We start from the raw sequence: 16,420 nt of genomic DNA, 5'->3' as shown, positions 1-16,420 counted from the left end.
CCACGAGGACACCATGAGCAGCACGACCGTCATCACCGACATCGCCCGTCTGGTCACCAACGATCCCTCCCTCGGCGACGGATCCCCGCTCGGTCTGATCCAGGACGCGGCCGTCGTCATCGAAGGCGACCGCATCGCGTGGATCGGTGAGTCAAGACAAGCACCCGCCACTGACAATCGGGTCGGGGCCGGGGGCCGGGCGGTGATCCCGGGCTTCGTGGACTCCCACTCGCACCTCGTCTTCGCGGGCGACCGCACCGAGGAGTTCAACGCCCGCATGTCCGGCCGGGCGTACAGCGCGGGCGGCATCCGCACGACGGTCGCGGCGACCCGGGCCGCGAGCGACGAGGACCTGGAGCGCAACCTCACCCGGCACCTGCACGAGGCGCTCCGCCAGGGCACCACCACCTTCGAGACCAAGTCCGGCTACGGCCTCACCGTCGAGGACGAGTCCCGTGCCCTGCGCCTCGCCGCCCGCCACACCGACGAGGTCACCTACCTCGGCGCGCACATCGTCCCGCCGGACCACGCCGACGACCCCGCCGGGTACGTGGCCCTCGTCACCGGAGAGATGCTCGACGCCTGCGCGCCGCACGCCCGCTGGATCGACGTCTTCTGCGAGAAGGGCGCCTTCGACGGCGACCAGGCCCGCGCGATCCTCACCGCGGGCCGGGCGAAGGGCCTGCATCCCCGCATCCACGCCAACCAGCTGACGTACGGCCCCGGAGTCCAGCTCGCCGTGGAGCTCGACGCGGCGTCCGCGGACCACTGCACGCACCTCACGGACGACGACGTCGACGCCCTGGCCAACAGCGCGACCGTGGCCACGCTGCTGCCCGGCGCCGAGTTCTCCACCCGCGCGCAGTGGCCGGACGCCCGCCGTCTGCTGGACGCGGGAGCGACGGTCGCCCTGTCCACGGACTGCAATCCGGGCTCGTCCTTCACGTCCTCGGTGCCGTTCTGCATCGCCCTCGCCGTACGGGACATGGGGATGACCCCGGACGAGGCCCTCTGGTCGGCCACGGCGGGCGGCGCCAGGGCCCTGCGACGGGACGACGTCGGCCGCCTCGCGCCGGGCGCGTACGCCGACCTGGCGGTGCTCGACGCGCCGAGCCATGTCCACCTCGCCTACCGTCCGGGGGTCCCGCTGGTGTCGCAGGTGTGGCGGCGCGGAGTCCGCACGGTCTGACCCGGGGCCCGCCCCGGCGTGATTCTTGTCACGGCGGGCGGCGGGCGGCGGGCGGCGGGCGGCGGGCGGCGGGCGGCGGGCGGCGGACGGCGGGACGGCGGGACGGCAGACGACGTTCGGGAGAGGGCAGACGACGTCCGGGGGACGACACACGGCCGCGCCCGGCTCCCGTCGGCAGGGAGCCGGGCGCGGCCGACGACGTCGGGCACTCACTCCTCGACCGTCAGGCCCTTCCGCAGCCGGACCAGGGTCCGCGACAGCAGCCGGGAGACGTGCATCTGGGAGATACCGAGTTCCTCGCCGATCTCCGACTGGGTCAGGCCGGCGACGAAGCGCAGGGACAGGATCTTCCGGTCCCGGGAGGACAGTTCGGCGATCAGCGGCTTCAGGGACTCCACGTACTCGATGCCCTCGAGCCCGTGGTCCTCGTAGCCGAGGCGGTCCGCGAGCGCACCCTCGGAGTCGTCCTCCTCGGGCTGCGCGTCCAGCGAGCTGGCGGTGTAGGCGTTCGAGGCGGCCATGCCCTCGACGACCTCGTCCTTGGTGATGCCGAGGCGCTCGGCCAGCTCGCCCACCGTCGGGGCGCGATCGAGCTGCTGGGCGAGTTCGTCGCCCGCCTTGGCCAGGTCGAGGCGGAGTTCCTGGAGCCGGCGCGGAACGCGCACGGACCAGCTGGTGTCACGGAAGAACCGCTTGATCTCCCCGACGATGGTTGGCATCGCGAAAGTCGGGAACTCGACGCCACGACTCAGTTCGAAGCGGTCGATCGCCTTGATCAGGCCGATGGTGCCGACCTGGATGATGTCCTCCATCGGCTCACTGCGGGAGCGGAACCGTGAGGCGGCGAACTTGACCAGGGCGAGATTGAGTTCGACCAGGGTGTTGCGCACGTACGAGTACTCGTACGTGCCTTCCTCGAGGGACTCCAGCCGCTCGAAGAGGGTCTTGGACAGGGCCCGTGCGTCAACCGGCCCCACCTCTGCGTACGGAGGGATCTCCGGAAGGCCGGCGAGCCCGTCGGCCTCCGGCGGGGAGGCGGCGGAAGGCGAGCCCTCGGGACTGTCCGGGGGGAGTGTCGACGTCGCCGTCTGGGTATGCGAGGCGTCGAGCCGGGGTGACATGATGTCCTCCATCGTTCTCGGCATATGGCCGCCGATGCCTGTACGTGCACTGCGGTGTGCGGCGCCTCCAAAGCCGGCCGTGTCGATTGGGTGTCCCTCATAGCCCTACCCGGTTTCGGGACACCACCGCAAGTGCCTTTCCTTGCGAAATGTCCATTTTGGCGGGGTTGTTCGGGTGCCAAGGTGCGCGGGGAGGGCGTAGGGTTCGTGAGCATCGGTCAACAGCAACGACGGTCGGGAGAGAGACGGCATGGACCGCGGGACGGTCGGCAGCGCACAGTCGGGCCGGCTTCTTGTCGAAGTGCGGGAAGAGGGCACGAGCGCTGTCGTGACCCCGGCTGGCGAATTGGATCACCACACCGCCGATCTGTTGCGCGAGCCACTCGAGGAGTGCCTCGCCAAGGGCTTCGCCCGGCTGGTGGTGGACTGCTCACGCCTGGAGTTCTGCGACTCCACCGGGCTCAACGTGCTGCTCGGCGCTCGGCTGAAGGCCGAGGAGGCGGGCGGCGGGGTCCATCTGGCGGGCATGCTGCCGGTGGTGGCCAGGGTGTTCGAGATCACCGGGGCGGAGGCCGTCTTCACCGTCCACGAGACGCTGGACGCGGCACTGGCCGAGTAGGCGGGCCGTGCCCTCGCCCACCCCATGCCTCAGGGAGCCCCGTGTGACCGGCGCGTTGTCCGGGTCACACGTTCCTTGTCGAAATAAATGGGTGTTCCAACGGTTCACTCGGGCAGGAGACATCCTGAACGAGTCGGCACCGCACAGCTCGGCAGCTCAACCGGCGCCCGCGCCGTAGATCCAAATGTACTGAGTCTCGAATCATGAACTGGTGAATCGGTGAGGTGAAGCGCTGATGAGCACCACCCGGCCTTACCCGCCGGGCGACCGCGGCCCGGAGTCGGGCACAGGCGGCGCTTCCGGGGCGTCCGAACCGGGCGCGGCCGTGCCCTCCGCAGGCGGTGGGGCCCGCAGGCTGGATTTCGAGGGCGAGAGCGGCGTCGTGCCGCTCGCCCGCGATTTCGCACGTCAGGCGCTGTACGCCTGGGGCTGGCTGCCGGCCGACGGTGCCGAGTGGCGGGCCGCTGCCGAAGACGTCCTGCTGGTCGTCTCCGAGCTGGTGACCAACGCCTGCCTGCACGCCGAGGGGCCGGACCAGCTCCTGATCGCCTGTGACAACAAGGTGCTGCGCATCGAGGTCTCCGACCGTGGCGCGGGCCAGCCCGCCCCGCGTACGCCGCACCGCGCGGGACGTCCCGGCGGGCACGGCATGTTCATCGTGCAGCGGCTGTGTCTGGACTGGGGGGTCGTCCGGCACCCCGGCGTCGAGGGCAAGACCGTGTGGGCGGAGCTGGGCGCACCGGCGTAGGTCTCCGCTCGTCGCGAAGCCGCCCGCGAGAGCGGGTCCGCCGACCGACCCGTACGCGTCCGCCGTTCCCACCTCGCGTTACCCGCGGTTCGCGGTTCCCCTCCCGTACCGTTTCTCGCGCCTCGGATCTCCCTGGATCCGGGGCGCACTGTGTCTTCCCTCCGCAAGGTCCCGGGCGTACTTTGAGCGCCCAATCTGATGTGCCGTCAGTAAATCCGGCGACGAGGGGACTCGAGGTGTCCTACCGGACGTACCAGAAACGGACCGCCGCGCTCGCGTTCACCGCGGCCCTGGCCGGCTCGGCGGTGCTGATGGCCGCCCCCGCCGCCCAGGCCGACGTGGTGGACGTCAATTACCAGTGCAAGACGCCGATCGGTGACAAGAGCGCCGTCTCGCCCATCGACATCAAGAGCGTCAGGAGCGGCAGCGGCTACAAGCTGACGATGTCCTTCCGGAAGGGCGTCTCCTCCAGCCCCGTGGAGCTGGGCAAGGGCGCCATGAACCCCAGTGCCGTCATCAGGCTGGGCGGCGCCGACAGCGGCACGGTGGCGATGAAGGGCCCCGCCAACCCGGCCGCGATCCCCGCCAACACCCCCATCCGGATCACCGACCTGTCGGGCACGTACACCCCGAGGAAGACCGGCAAGGTCACCTTCACCGCGGGCGTGCTCACCATCGAGGCACTCGGTACGACCACGACGTGCACTCCGGGGAACAACCCCAGGCCCTCGCTGACCCTCGACGTCACGGCGGCGGGCGGCGGCGGGTCACCCACCGGCCAGAAGCAGACCGGCTCCGGCTCCGCCTCCGGGTCCGACGGCTCCGGGTCCGCCTCCGGGGCCGAGCTCCCGCAGACCGGCCCCGAGGACTCCGCCGTCGCCCTCGGCACGCTCGGCGGCACCGTCCTGCTCGCGGGCGCGGCCGGCACGCTGTGGCTGAGCCGCAGGCACCGGACGGCGGTGCGCCGCTGAGGCGGCGCCGGTGTCCTCGGCGCCGCCTTCGCCGTACGACGGCGCCGGCGGTACGGGCGGGACGGCGAGGCGTCCGCAGCAGGGCGCACACAGGCCGAGTCGACGGGAGCGGTCAGGTGAAGGTGCGGATGTGGACGCTGCTGACCGCCCTCGTGCTCGTCCTGACGCCCCTGCCCGGCCCGGTCGCGGCGGACCCGTCCGAACCGGTCGCGGTGGCGGCGGACCTGTCCGAACCGGTCGCGGTGGCGGCGGACCTGTCCGGCCCGGTCGCGGTCGCGGCGGACCGGCCGGTGGTCCGGCTGTCCAAGTCCCAGGCGGGGACGGGCGGTTCGATCACCGTCACCGGCAGCGGCTGGGGCGCGAGGCGGCTGCTGACGATTCTGATCTGCGGTCGCTCGGTGCCGTCCCGCGGCGTCGTCGGCGGCACCGACTCCTGTGCCAACGCGGACGGACGGGCCGTCACCACCGATGCCCGGGGCCGTTTCACACGGAAACTGCCCGTCGCCGAACCGCCCAGGCCCTGCCCGTGCGTGGTGCACGTCGCGACGGTCGCGGGCAGGAAGGCGGCGGCGGACGCCCTGTTCATGGTCGCGGGGCACTCGGTGGAGCCGCTGCCGAGAGAGGAGACCGGCGGGCGCCTCTCCGTGCTGACGGACACCCGGCTCGAAGGTTCCGGCACCCTGCTGACCTGGTTCGGCTCGCCGCCCGCGCGCCGGTTCGTGTTCACGGTCGGCAACACCGGCACGTCCGCGGTGCAGGACCCCGTCTTCCAAGTCGGCACCGCGCACGGCGTGTTCGCGCCGCGGTGGGAGGAGCAGCAGTGGCGCGGCACGATCGCGCCGGGCCGGAAGGCGCGCATCTCCCTGCCGGTGGAGCTCGCGGCCGGGGCGCACGGTGACTACACGGTCTCCCTGAAGTACGGCGGAAAGGTGCTGGCCGAGCAGCCCTGGGGCGTCGGCCGCCCCTGGGGCGTGACCCTGTTCTGGGTCCTGGTGTGCGTCGTCGTGCCGGGCGCCGTGTTCCGGGCGGGCATGGCCGTCGTGGACCGGGTCCGGCCGCGCGAGTCCTTGAGGCACGCCGGTCGGCCCGGCGGGCTGCGGCTGCCCCGGCCGGCCCCGCGCGCCCCGCGGTCGGCCCATGCCCGGCCGCGGTCCACGAAGGCTCCTTCGAAGCACACGAGCACCCCGGTCCTGCCGTGGTTCACACCGGACAGCGATCCGGGGACCTCCGCGGCCGGCCGGCTCTCCGCACCGCACAAGAACGGTCCGACGACTCCGACGAGGAGAGGGAACACGTGAGCCAGAGACGGAGAGCCGGCGTGGCCGGGGCCGCGCTGATGCTGGGCGGCGCGGGCATGCTGCTGGGCGTGGCCGCGGCCCCGGCCCAGGCCGCCGAGGTGACGTACGCGACCGAATGCGTTCCGCCCGCGATCTCGGGACTGCCCCCGGTCCAGGGCACCACGAGGGCGGAGATCACGGCACCGGCCGAGGCGAAGGTCGGCGACGAGGTGACGATCACCTGGAAGTTCGTCCAGGCCGCGTCGAAGAACCCGGACGTCCTCGACCTGGACAAGGACACGGTCAAGCCGACCGGCACGCTCAGGGCGGCGGGGGCGCAGACGGCGGCCGTCGCGATGGAGGGGCCGCGCAGCAACCCGCCGATCCCGAAGAACAGTGACATGAAGCTGCCGGACATGACCGGCAGACTGAAGCTGACCGCCGCGGGCGAGGTGACGCTGACGCCGGACGCGTATGCCATCAACGTCAGCAAGCCGCTGTCCACCGACACGAAGTGCTCGCCGAAGGAGACGGTGAAGTCCGCGGCCACCATCAAGGTGACGGCGGGCGGAGCGACTTCGGGCGGTACGACGGACGGCGGGCCCACGGCGACACCGCCCACGCCGACACCTCCCACGACGCCGTCGGCCACCGCGAGCGACCCCGGCGGCACCGGCGGCAGCGGCACGGGCGGTTCCACCGGAGGCGGCGGGCAGAGCGACTTCCCCGGCAAGGAGGTGTCCGTCTCCTACGCCTGCAAGACGCCCATCGGTGACAAGGACGCCACGTCGCCCGTGCAGATCGACGCGAAGAGGAACGGCGGGAGCTTCGGCCTCACCGTCCGGTTCGGGAAATCCGTGATGGACAGTCCGGCCGACATCCCCGCGGACTCGGTGACGCCGTCGATGGAGGTCGTCCTGGGCGGCGCGGACAAGGGCACCGTCCACGTCGAGGGCCCGGCCAACTCCGCGCCGATCAAGTCGGGCGCCCCGATCGAGATCCCCGACCTCACCGGTACGTACAAGCCGGGCGCGAGCGGGAAGTCGACGCTCTCGCCGGGCGTGCTGACCGTGCGGGCCCTCGGCACGACGACGACGTGCACGCCGGCCACGACGGCCGTCTCGCTGACCCTCGACACCACGGAGCAGGCGGGCGGCGCCTCGGGCGGCGACTCCTCCGGGTCCGGCGGCACGGCGTCCGGCGGTGCGGCGGCGGGCGGCACGGCGTCCGGCGGCCTCGCGGAGACGGGCGCCGGGAGCCACAGCGCCCTGAAGGCCCTGGGTCTGGTCGCGGGGACGGTGACCCTGCTCGGCGGGGCGTTCCTCACCTTCATGCCCCGCCACCGGACGCGCTGACCCGTCCCGGCACCGGACGCGCTGACCCGCCCCGCCACCTGTGACGAGGGGACCCGCACACGGCGAAGGGCCGCCGCACCTCAACGGTGCGGCGGCCCTTCGCCGTTCACGTCACAGCACGGACCGGGAGCCCGTCAGCGGACGTCGCCCATAAGCTGCTTGACCTTCTTGCGGTACATCCACACCGCGAATCCGGCGACCACGGCGAGCGTGGCCTCCAGGGTGACGATGCCCGTCTTGTTCAGGTCGACCCCGGCGATGGAGAGCAGGCTGGTCGTGGCGTCTCCCGCGGTGACGGCCAGGAACCAGACACCCATCATCTGCGAGGCGTACTTCGCGGGCGCCATCTTCGTCGTCAGGGAGAGGCCGACGGGGGAGACCGTCAGCTCACCGACGGTCTGCACGAAGTAGATCGCGACCAGCCACATCGCGGCCGCCTTGTGGCCGCCCTCGGCGATCGTCAGCGGGGCCAGGAAGAGGAAGAAGGACGCGCCGACCAGGATCAGGCCCGAGGCGAACTTCACCGCGGTGCTCGGCTCCTTGCCGCGCCGGTTCAGCGCCAGCCACAGCCAGGCGAACACCGGCGCCAGAGCCATGATCATGACGGGGTTGACCGACTGGTACCAGGAGACCGGGAACTCCCAGCCGAGGACGCTGTTCTCCGCCGACTTGTCCGCGAACAGCGACAGGGTCGAACCGCCCTGGTCGTAGATCATCCAGAAGACCGCCGCGGCGACGAAGAACCAGATGTACGCGGACATCTTCGACTGCTCGGCGCGGTCGAGTTCCTTGTCGCGCTTGATGCGGGCGATGACCATGACCGGGATCAGCAGACCGGCGAGCGTGATCGGGACCAGCAGCCAGTTCAGCGTGTAGTGACCGGTGAAGCCGACGACGGCGTAGAAGACCACGGCGACGCCCGCCCACAGTGCGGACTTGCGCAGCGTGGCCGCCTTCTCCTCGGCGGACAGCCGCGTCGGGACGACGTCGGAACGCTTGCTCAGGTGCCGGCCGCCGAGCAGGAACTGGGCCAGTCCCAGCGCCATGCCGAGCGCGGCGAGCGCGAAGCCCAGGTGCCAGTTGACGTTCTCACCGACAGTGCCGATGATCAGCGGCGCGGCGAAGGCACCGAGGTTGATGCCGACGTAGAAGAGGGTGAAGCCACCGTCACGGCGCGGGTCGTCCGGGCCGTCGTAGAGGTGGCCGACCATCGTGGAGATGTTGGCCTTCAGCAGACCGGAGCCGATCGCGACCAGCCCGAGCCCGGCGTAGAAGGTGCCGGAGGTCGGCAGGGCCAGGGTGAGGTGGCCGAGCATGATGATCGCGCCGGCCAGGGCGACGGTCTTGCGGGGGCCGAGCACGCGGTCGGCGAACCAGCCGCCCGGCAGGGCGAGCAGGTACACGAGGGACAGGTAGACCGAGTAGATCGCGGTCGCGGTCGCCGCGCTGAGGTGCAGGCCGCCCGGAGCGACGAGGTACAGCGGGAGCAGTGCCCTCATGCCGTAGTAGGAGAAACGCTCCCACATCTCGGTCATGAAGAGGGTGGCCAGTCCGCGGGGGTGGCCGAAGAAGGACTTCTCGGAACCGGGGGTGCCCGGAGTGACCGAGTCCTTCGTCAGGCTGGACGCCATGGTCGTTCCTTGCTGGTCGGGGCGTGCCGCACGGGGGGTCCCCCGGCCCGGCGGAGCCGGGGACCAGGGGGCGGGTGCGCGCCCGGTGGGGGGCGGCCGGCACCGGCGGGACTCGACCGTCCGCCCCTACGCCCAGGGGAGTCCGCTCCGGGTCACGAAGCGGTGGACGACGACCACCGGGATCCACGCCCCGACGCGCTTCGGTGCGCTCGGGGCCCGGCCACAGGTCATTCCTTTCAAGGCTGGCGAACACCAGCCCGCACACAAAAGAGACCTTCAGCATCCATCTCGCGCCAAAGGTCCCCGTGTGGTGCTACAGGCGTCTGGTCACCATACGACATGTGAATGCGGCATATGGAAGGACTTGAGACATGGATCACAGGTGAGAATGCAACCGCCGACGTCTATTCGAAGGTCTACGCAACAATCTCATCCCACAGCCGCAGGTGACGTAGGTCACGGCACTCCGTGGGCCCGCCTCGGGACGCCTGCCGCGACACGGCCGGAGGGCGCCGGGAAGCACGGCTGCCGATCACGCCCCGGCTCTCCTCCGGGGCGGACTACCATCAGGCCATGACCCGTGTACTGCTCGCCGAGGACGACGCGTCCATCTCGGAGCCGCTGGCCCGCGCCCTGCGCCGGGAGGGTTACGAGGTGGAGGTGCGCGAGGACGGCCCCACCGCGCTCGACGCCGGCATCCAGGGCGGCATCGATCTGGTCGTGCTGGACCTCGGACTGCCCGGCATGGACGGTCTGGAGGTGGCCAGGCGGCTGCGTGCCGAAGGCCACGCCATCCCGATCCTCATCCTGACCGCGCGTGCCGACGAGGTGGACACCGTCGTCGGCCTGGACGCGGGCGCCGACGACTACGTCACCAAGCCGTTCCGGCTGGCCGAACTGCTCGCCCGGGTCCGGGCCCTGCTGCGGCGCGGCTCCGCGGAGCCCCAGCAGCCGCCCGCCACCCACGGCGTGCGGATCGACGTCGAGTCGCACCGCGCCTGGATGGGCGACGAGGAACTGCAGCTCACCGCCAAGGAGTTCGACCTGCTGCGGGTCCTCGTCCGGGACGCGGGCCGGGTGGTCACCCGTGACCAGCTGATGCGCGAGGTGTGGGACACCACCTGGTGGTCCTCCACCAAGACCCTCGACATGCACATCTCCTGGCTGCGCAAGAAGCTCGGGGACGACGCGGCGAACCCCCGCTACATCGCGACGGTCCGGGGCGTGGGCTTCCGCTTCGAGAAGAGCTGACACCTCCCCTCGTCCGGACGCCGGAACCCAGCCCCCCGCTCCTTCCAGGTGACAGGTCATGCGCCGACGACTCATCCAGTCCACGCTCGCCGTCGTGCTCGTGGTGATCGCCGTCTTCGGCGTGTCCCTCGTCCTCGTCGAGACCCGGACGATCAGCAACAGCGCCCAGGAACGCGTCGACTCCGAGGCCCTGCGGCTCGCCAGCATCGTGGACAGCCGGATCCTCGGGGAGGAGCGGATCAGCGGTGCCATCCTCAGGGACCAGGTCGCCGAGGGCCGCTACGCCGTGATCCGCGTCCCCGGGCGGTCACCGATCGAGATCGGCACCGCGCCCACCGGCGACGTCATCCGCGGCGAGGCGACCGGCGAGCAGGGCGAGACGGTCACGGTCGAGGAACCGCGCTCCTCGGTGACCCGCGAGGTCGGCCGGACGCTCCTGATCATCGCGGCGGTCGCGCTGCTCGCCGTGATCGCCGCCGTCCTGCTCGCCGTGCGGCAGGCCAACCGGCTCGCCTCCCCGCTCACCGACCTCGCGGAGACCGCGGAACGGCTCGGTTCCGGCGACCCCCGCCCCCGCCACAAGCGCTACGGCGTCCCGGAGCTGGACCGGGTCGCCGACGTGCTGGACTCCTCCGCCGAGCGGATCGCCCGCATGCTCACCGCCGAGCGCAGGCTGGCCGCGGACGCCTCCCACCAGCTCCGCACTCCCCTGACGGCGCTGTCCATGCGGCTGGAGGAGATCACCCTCACCGACGACCCGGACACCGTGAAGGAAGAGGCGACGATCGCGCTGACCCAGGTCGAGCGGCTCACGGACGTCGTGGAACGGCTGCTCACCAACTCCCGCGACCCGCGCACCGGCTCCGCGGTCTCCTTCGACCTGGACGAGGTCATCCTCCAGCAGCTCGCCGAGTGGCGGCCCGCCTACCGCAGCGCGGGCCGCGCCATCGTCAGCTCCGGAAAACGGCACCTGCGGGCGGTGGGCACCCCGGGCGCGGTCGCCCAGGTCCTCGCCGCCCTCATCGAGAACTCCCTCATGCACGGCGGCGGCACCGTCGCCCTGCGCACCCGCGTCACCGGCAACCAGGCAGTCGTGGAGATCACGGACGAGGGGCCGGGTGTCCCCGCGGACCTCGGCGCCCGCATCTTCGAGCGCACGATCAGTGGCCGCAACTCCACGGGCATCGGCCTGGCGGTCGCCCGCGACCTGGCGGAGGCCGACGGCGGCCGGCTGGAGATGCTCCAGACCAACCCCCCGGTCTTCGGCCTCTTCCTGTCGCGTACGCCGCTGAGGCGTCCCGCGGACGGCGAGGAGGAGCCCACCGTCCGGTGACGGACGGCGGCCCGCGGCACAGGCCGGATCAGGGCACGCGCTGGGTGGGCCGCCCGGCCTGTTCCGGCCGGGGGCCGAGGAACGGCTCCGCGTCCGCCGCGGGCCCGCTGTCCGGCAGCGAGCGGAACACCATGGTGCGGTACGACCAGAAGCGGAACATCGTCGCGATGCCGATGCCGAGGACCTTGAAGACGTTGCGCTGCACCGGGCTGTCCCAGCCGAAGCCGTAGATCGCCGCGTAGAGCACGCCGTTCTCGATGACCAGGCCCACCATGCTGAAGGCCAGGAAGAGCGACAGCTCCTTCGTCCTGGCGCTCTTGTCGCGGTCGCGGTACGTGAAGTAACGGAACCCCACGTAGTTGCAGCCGATGGCGACGACCGTGGCGATCACGTTCGCCCGCACGGCCTGCAGGTCCGTGGTGTGCCACAGCAGGTTGGACACGGCGAAGTTGACCACGGTGCCCAGGGCGCCCACGGCCCCGAACTTCGCGACCTCGCGGAGGAGCCGGTCGAACCGCTCGCGCACCGCACTGCGGGGCGCGCGCACGTCCGTGGAACCACTGCCCATCGTGTCGCCATCCCCCGTCGGTCGGATGCGTAGGTCGGTTGCGTCAACCAAGCCATGCTAACCAGCGGCCCCCCGCGACGCCCGCGTACGGGCGGACACGCCTGTGAAGACGGGCGTCGAGGGCCGCCGGAGCGCGATCGGGAGGGACGGAATCCGGCCGCCCCCGCGTGGCCGATACTCTTGGAGGGTGACGTTCCCGGTAGTCGGCATGGTCGGCGGGGGGCAGCTCGCTCGTATGACACACGAGGCGGGCATCCCGCTCGGCATCAGGTTCAAGCTCCTCAGTGACACCCCGCAGGATTCAGCGGCGCAGGTGGTCGGCGATGTCGTCGTAGGCGACTATCGCGACCTCGACACGCTGCGTGACTTCGCGCGGGGCTGCGACGTGATCACCTTCGATCACGAACATGTACCCACAGAGCATCTGCGGGCCCTGGAGGCGGACGGCATCCCCGTCCGGCCGGGCCCCGACGCGCTCGTGCACGCCCAGGACAAGGGCGTGATGCGCGCGAAGCTCGACGAGATCGGTGTGCCGTGCCCCCGGCACCGGATCGTGCGCGACGTCGACGACGTCGCCGCGTTCGCGGCCGAGGGCGACGGATTCCCCGTGATCCTCAAGACCGTCCGCGGCGGCTACGACGGCAAGGGGGTCTGGTTCGTCCGCTCCGCGGAGGAGGCCGGCGCCCCCTTCCAGGCCGGCGTGCCGGTCCTCGCCGAGGAGAAGGTCGACTTCGTCCGCGAGCTCGCCGCCAACGTGGTCCGCTCACCGCACGGGCAGGCGGTCGCCTACCCCGTCGTCGAGTCCCAGCAGGTCGACGGCGTCTGCGACACGGTGATCGCGCCCGCGCCCGGCATCCCGGAGCCGCTGGCCCTGGAGGCCGAGGAACTGGCCCTGCGCATCGCCCAGCAGCTCGGCGTCGTCGGACACCTCGCAGTGGAACTCTTCGAGACCCGCGACGGCCGCATCCTCGTCAACGAGCTGGCGATGCGCCCGCACAACTCGGGCCACTGGACCCAGGACGGCGCGATCACCTCCCAGTTCGCCAACCACGTCCGCGCGGTCCTCGACCTGCCGCTCGGCGACCCGCGCCCCCGCGCCCCGTGGACCGTCATGGTGAACGTCCTCGGCGGCGACTACCCCGACATGTACTCCGCGTACCTGCACTGCATGGCCCGCGACCCCAAGCTCAAGATCCACATGTACGGCAAGGACGTGAAGCCCGGACGCAAGGTCGGCCACGTCAACACCTACGGCGACGACCTGGACGACGTCCTCGATCGCGCCCGGCACGCAGCCGGATATCTGAGAGGCACGATCACCGAATGAGCACGTCCGCGCAGTCGCCCGTCGTCGGCATCGTCATGGGGTCCGACTCCGACTGGCCCGTCATGGAGGCCGCCGCCCAGGCCCTCGACGAGTTCGAGATCCCCTACGAGGTGGACGTCGTCTCCGCGCACCGGATGCCGCGCGAGATGATCGCGTACGGGGAGCACGCCGCCGAGCGCGGCCTCAAGGCGGTCATCGCGGGCGCGGGCGGCGCCGCCCACCTGCCCGGCATGCTCGCCTCCGTCACCCCGCTGCCCGTCATCGGCGTGCCCGTGCCGCTCAAGTACCTCGACGGCATGGACTCGCTGCTGTCCATCGTGCAGATGCCGGCCGGCGTGCCCGTCGCGACCGTCTCCGTGGGCGGCGCGCGCAACGCCGGCCTGCTGGCCGCCCGCATGCTCGCCGCGCACGACGAGGAACTCCTCGTCCGGATGCGGGAGTTCCAGCAGGAGCTCAACGACCAGGCCACCGAGAAGGGCAAGCGGCTGCGCACCAAGGTCGAGGGCGCGGGCAGCGGCTTCGGCTTCGGGAAGTGACGCCCGTGTCCGCCCCGGACCTCGCGCGCGAACTGCTCGCCGACTTCCCCGTGGTCGACGGGCACAACGACCTCCCCTGGGCGCTGCGCGAACAGGTCCGCTACGACCTCGGCGCCCGTGACCTCGCCGCCGACCAGAGCGCCCACCTGCACACCGACCTGGCGCGGCTGCGCGCGGGCGGCGTCGGCGCGCAGTACTGGTCGGTGTACGTGCGCTCGGACCTGCCGGGCGCGCTGACGGCGACGCTCGAACAGATCGACTGCGTACGGCAGCTGATCGCCCGTCACCCGCGGGACCTGCGCGCCGCGCTGACCGCCGCGGACATGGAGGCGGCGCGCGCGGAGGGCCGTATCGCCTCGCTGATGGGCGCCGAGGGCGGGCACTCGATCGACAACTCCCTCGCCGCGCTGCGGGGGTTGTACGCGCTGGGCGTCCGCTACATGACGCTCACGCACAACGACAACATCGCGTGGGCGGACTCGGCGACGGACGAGCCGGCCGTGGGCGGCCTGTCGGCCTTCGGCCGCGAGGTCGTCCGGGAGATGAACCGCGAGGGCATGCTCGTGGACCTCTCGCACGTGGCGGCCACGACGATGCGGGACGCGCTCGACACCAGCGCCGCGCCCGTGATCTTCTCCCACTCCTCCGCGCGGGCGGTGTGCGACCACCCGCGCAACATCCCGGACGACGTCCTGGAGCGGCTGCCCGCCAACGGGGGAGTGGCGATGGTGACGTTCGTGCCCAAGTTCGTCCTCCAGGCGGCCGTCGACTGGACGGCCGCGGCGGACGACAACATGCGTGCGCACGGCTTCCACCACCTCGACACCACCCCCGAGGCGATGAAGGTCCACCGCGCCTTCGAGGAGACGGCCCCGCGGCCCGTCGCGACCGTCTCCACCGTCGCCGACCACCTGGACCACATGCGCGAGGTCGCCGGCGTCGACCACCTCGGCATCGGTGGCGACTACGACGGCACGGCGTTCACCCCGCAGGGCCTCGACGACGTCTCCGGTTACCCGAACCTCGTCGCGGAACTGCTGGACCGCGGCTGGTCCCGCGCCGACCTCGCCAAGCTGACCTGGCAGAACGCGGTCCGCGTGCTGGGCGCGGCCGAGGACGTGGCCCGCGACCTCCAGGCGAGCCGCGGGCCGTCGAACGCCACCCTGGAGCAGCTGGACGGCTGAGCGCCGCGACGGGCGGGGCACGGCGGGGGACGTACCCCGCCGTGCCCCGCCCGCCGTACCCCGCCCGTCACGTCCCGCCGTACCCCCGAACGCCCCGTCCACCAGGAAGCCCACCGGCCCCCGTGCGACGGTGTCCGTACTGCGATCACGCTGACGTACGGAGCCGGCCATGGCAGACCTCCAGGACGACCTGCACTTCACCGCCGAGGTGGGCGGACTCGACCGGACCGCCGCACGCCCCGGGACCGGAACCGGACCGGAGCTCCGCACGGAGGAGGCCGCCGCCTCCTGTGAAACGCTGGAACGCGCCCACGCCCTGCTCACCGAACACCCCGTCGCCGACGGCTACACCGGCTTGCCCTGGGCGCTGCGCCACCTGCACTGGTACGACCTGGAGCTGGGGGAGAGCGCCCTCGACACCGACGTGCCGCGGCTGCGCGCGGGACACGTGGGCGCGCTGTTCTGGTCGCTGCACCTGCCGGAGGGGCTCGCCGGGGACCGGGCCGTCGGGGCGACCCTGGACCAGCTGGACCTGGTGAAGACGGTCGTCCAGGGCCACCCGGAGGGCCTGCGGCTCGCGTACAGCGCGGGCCAGATCACCGACGCCCGCCTCTGCGGCCGCATCGCCGTGCTGCTCGGCCCCGCCGGAGCCCCCGCCATCGGCGACTCCCTGGGCATTCTGCGTGCGCTGCGCGCGCTGGGGCTGCGCTTCCTCACCCTCTCCGGCACGTCATGGGCCGGCGAGACGGGCCTGACCCGGTTCGGCGAGGAGGTGGTCCGCGAGATGAACCGGCTCGGCGTGCTCCCCGACCTCTCCGGCGCCTCCGACGCCACCGTCCGCCGCACCCTCGCCGTCTCCAAGGCCCCGCTGGTCTTCGTGCGGTCGGCGGCCCGCGCGCTGCGCCCCCACCCGGCGAACCTGCCCGACGACGTGCTCGCCGAGCTGGGCGCCGCCCACGGGCTGTGCCTGGTGCCGCTGACGGCCGAGCAGACGGGCCCCTCCGTCGGGGACGTCGCCGACCACCTCGACCACGTGCGCGCGGTCGCGGGTCCCGAGTGCGTCGGCCTCTCCGGGACCTACGACTCGGGAGCCGCGCACCCGCGGGATCTCGCCGACACCTCGTGCTATCCGCGGCTGATCGCGGAACTGCTGGACCGGGGCTGGCCCGAGTCCGACGTGGCCCTGCTCACCTGGGGCAATGTCCAGCGCGTACTGCGCAACGCGGACTTCACGGCCCGCGCCGCACAGGCGCGGCGCGAGCCGTCCACCGTGAAGATCTCCGACCTGGACAGCTGAGCGCCGCCCGCGC

Annotated in this window: 15 protein-coding genes; 12 read left to right on the top strand and 3 right to left on the bottom strand. The window is 72.0% G+C overall.

All coding sequences use genetic code 11. From position 1 onward, the window contains the following. Nucleotides 1-13 precede the first annotated feature (13 nt). On the top strand, nt 14-1,189 hold the full coding sequence (gene hutI, locus ACFYP4_RS25415) for an imidazolonepropionase (protein ID WP_358855399.1): 1,176 nt from the start codon (nt 14-16) through the stop codon (nt 1,187-1,189). A gap of 209 nt (nt 1,190-1,398) precedes the next feature. Here hutI and ACFYP4_RS25410 read toward each other — a convergent pair whose 3' ends face one another. Then, complete coding sequence (locus ACFYP4_RS25410; RefSeq protein WP_358855794.1) at nt 1,399-2,322, bottom strand: RNA polymerase sigma factor SigF; 924 nt, start codon at nt 2,320-2,322, stop codon at nt 1,399-1,401. Between the two features lie 238 nt (nt 2,323-2,560). Between ACFYP4_RS25410 and ACFYP4_RS25405 the strand changes: the two genes are divergently transcribed. From ACFYP4_RS25405 to ACFYP4_RS25385, 5 genes are all read left to right on the top strand, one after another. Next, complete coding sequence (locus tag ACFYP4_RS25405) at nt 2,561-2,929, top strand: STAS domain-containing protein (protein WP_358855793.1); 369 nt, start codon at nt 2,561-2,563, stop codon at nt 2,927-2,929. Between the two features lie 235 nt (nt 2,930-3,164). Continuing rightward, a complete protein-coding gene (locus tag ACFYP4_RS25400) occupies nt 3,165-3,677 on the top strand; it encodes an ATP-binding protein (protein ID WP_358855792.1) in 513 nt (170 codons plus the stop codon). 236 nt (nt 3,678-3,913) lie between these two features. After that, on the top strand, nt 3,914-4,648 hold the full coding sequence (locus ACFYP4_RS25395; RefSeq protein WP_358855791.1) for an LPXTG cell wall anchor domain-containing protein: 735 nt from the start codon (nt 3,914-3,916) through the stop codon (nt 4,646-4,648). A 161-nt stretch (nt 4,649-4,809) separates the two neighbouring features. Continuing rightward, nucleotides 4,810-5,946, top strand: coding sequence for a hypothetical protein (locus tag ACFYP4_RS25390; RefSeq protein WP_388788786.1), 1,137 nt, complete (start codon nt 4,810-4,812; stop codon nt 5,944-5,946). A 38-nt stretch (nt 5,947-5,984) separates the two neighbouring features. Then, nucleotides 5,985-7,280: a hypothetical protein gene (locus ACFYP4_RS25385; RefSeq protein ID WP_388788784.1), complete on the top strand. Its 1,296-nt coding sequence runs from the start codon at nt 5,985-5,987 to the stop codon at nt 7,278-7,280. A 134-nt stretch (nt 7,281-7,414) separates the two neighbouring features. Here ACFYP4_RS25385 and ACFYP4_RS25380 read toward each other — a convergent pair whose 3' ends face one another. Then, nucleotides 7,415-8,911 carry an oligopeptide:H+ symporter gene (locus tag ACFYP4_RS25380; protein WP_388788299.1) on the bottom strand — a complete coding sequence of 499 codons (1,497 nt, stop codon included), beginning with the start codon at nt 8,909-8,911 and terminating at the stop codon, nt 7,415-7,417. Between the two features lie 573 nt (nt 8,912-9,484). Between ACFYP4_RS25380 and ACFYP4_RS25375 the strand changes: the two genes are divergently transcribed. Further along, nucleotides 9,485-10,162 (top strand): response regulator transcription factor, encoded by a 678-nt coding sequence (locus ACFYP4_RS25375; protein ID WP_358855789.1) that lies wholly within the window; start codon nt 9,485-9,487, stop codon nt 10,160-10,162. Nucleotides 10,163-10,220: 58 nt separating this feature from the next. Beyond that, nucleotides 10,221-11,495 (top strand): ATP-binding protein, encoded by a 1,275-nt coding sequence (locus ACFYP4_RS25370; RefSeq protein WP_358855788.1) that lies wholly within the window; start codon nt 10,221-10,223, stop codon nt 11,493-11,495. Nucleotides 11,496-11,523: 28 nt separating this feature from the next. Here ACFYP4_RS25370 and ACFYP4_RS25365 read toward each other — a convergent pair whose 3' ends face one another. Then, nucleotides 11,524-12,063, bottom strand: coding sequence for a GtrA family protein (locus tag ACFYP4_RS25365; protein ID WP_388788295.1), 540 nt, complete (start codon nt 12,061-12,063; stop codon nt 11,524-11,526). 187 nt (nt 12,064-12,250) lie between these two features. Between ACFYP4_RS25365 and ACFYP4_RS25360 the strand changes: the two genes are divergently transcribed. From ACFYP4_RS25360 to ACFYP4_RS25345, 4 genes are all read left to right on the top strand, one after another. Beyond that, nucleotides 12,251-13,390, top strand: a complete 1,140-nt coding sequence (locus ACFYP4_RS25360) for a 5-(carboxyamino)imidazole ribonucleotide synthase (protein ID WP_358855786.1) — start codon at nt 12,251-12,253, stop codon at nt 13,388-13,390. Beyond that, nucleotides 13,387-13,926, top strand: coding sequence for a 5-(carboxyamino)imidazole ribonucleotide mutase (gene purE / locus ACFYP4_RS25355; RefSeq protein ID WP_358855785.1), 540 nt, complete (start codon nt 13,387-13,389; stop codon nt 13,924-13,926). The genes ACFYP4_RS25360 and purE overlap by 4 nt, the downstream gene beginning before the upstream one ends. Nucleotides 13,927-13,931: 5 nt before the next feature. After that, the gene (locus ACFYP4_RS25350) at nt 13,932-15,110 is read left to right on the top strand and encodes a dipeptidase (protein ID WP_358855784.1); all 1,179 of its coding nucleotides are present in this window, start codon (nt 13,932-13,934) and stop codon (nt 15,108-15,110) included. 169 nt (nt 15,111-15,279) lie between these two features. Next, the gene (locus ACFYP4_RS25345) at nt 15,280-16,407 is read left to right on the top strand and encodes a dipeptidase (protein ID WP_358854418.1); all 1,128 of its coding nucleotides are present in this window, start codon (nt 15,280-15,282) and stop codon (nt 16,405-16,407) included. Nucleotides 16,408-16,420: the final 13 nt, after the last annotated feature.

It is taken from the genome of Streptomyces sp. NPDC005551 (assembly GCF_042871785.1).
In the GTDB taxonomy this organism is placed as follows: domain Bacteria; phylum Actinomycetota; class Actinomycetes; order Streptomycetales; family Streptomycetaceae; genus Streptomyces.
The sequence above is the reverse complement of the archived record's forward strand: the minus strand, read 5'-3'. Positions and strand labels throughout refer to the sequence as shown.

Excerpts from the sequence above, each read along its gene's own strand:
- purE (WP_358855785.1), top strand. The coding sequence starts at position 13,387 with ATGAGCACGTCCGCGCAGTCGCCCGTCGTCGGCATCGTCATGGGGTCC.
- ACFYP4_RS25410 (WP_358855794.1), bottom strand. The coding sequence starts at position 2,322 with ATGGAGGACATCATGTCACCCCGGCTCGACGCCTCGCATACCCAGACG.
- ACFYP4_RS25370 (WP_358855788.1), top strand. The coding sequence starts at position 10,221 with ATGCGCCGACGACTCATCCAGTCCACGCTCGCCGTCGTGCTCGTGGTG.
- ACFYP4_RS25400 (WP_358855792.1), top strand. The coding sequence starts at position 3,165 with ATGAGCACCACCCGGCCTTACCCGCCGGGCGACCGCGGCCCGGAGTCG.
- ACFYP4_RS25345 (WP_358854418.1), top strand. The coding sequence starts at position 15,280 with ATGGCAGACCTCCAGGACGACCTGCACTTCACCGCCGAGGTGGGCGGA.
- ACFYP4_RS25375 (WP_358855789.1), top strand. The coding sequence starts at position 9,485 with ATGACCCGTGTACTGCTCGCCGAGGACGACGCGTCCATCTCGGAGCCG.
- hutI (WP_358855399.1), top strand. The coding sequence starts at position 14 with ATGAGCAGCACGACCGTCATCACCGACATCGCCCGTCTGGTCACCAAC.
- ACFYP4_RS25385 (WP_388788784.1), top strand. The coding sequence starts at position 5,985 with ATGCTGGGCGGCGCGGGCATGCTGCTGGGCGTGGCCGCGGCCCCGGCC.
- ACFYP4_RS25405 (WP_358855793.1), top strand. The coding sequence starts at position 2,561 with ATGGACCGCGGGACGGTCGGCAGCGCACAGTCGGGCCGGCTTCTTGTC.
- ACFYP4_RS25380 (WP_388788299.1), bottom strand. The coding sequence starts at position 8,911 with ATGGCGTCCAGCCTGACGAAGGACTCGGTCACTCCGGGCACCCCCGGT.
- ACFYP4_RS25365 (WP_388788295.1), bottom strand. The coding sequence starts at position 12,063 with ATGGGCAGTGGTTCCACGGACGTGCGCGCGCCCCGCAGTGCGGTGCGC.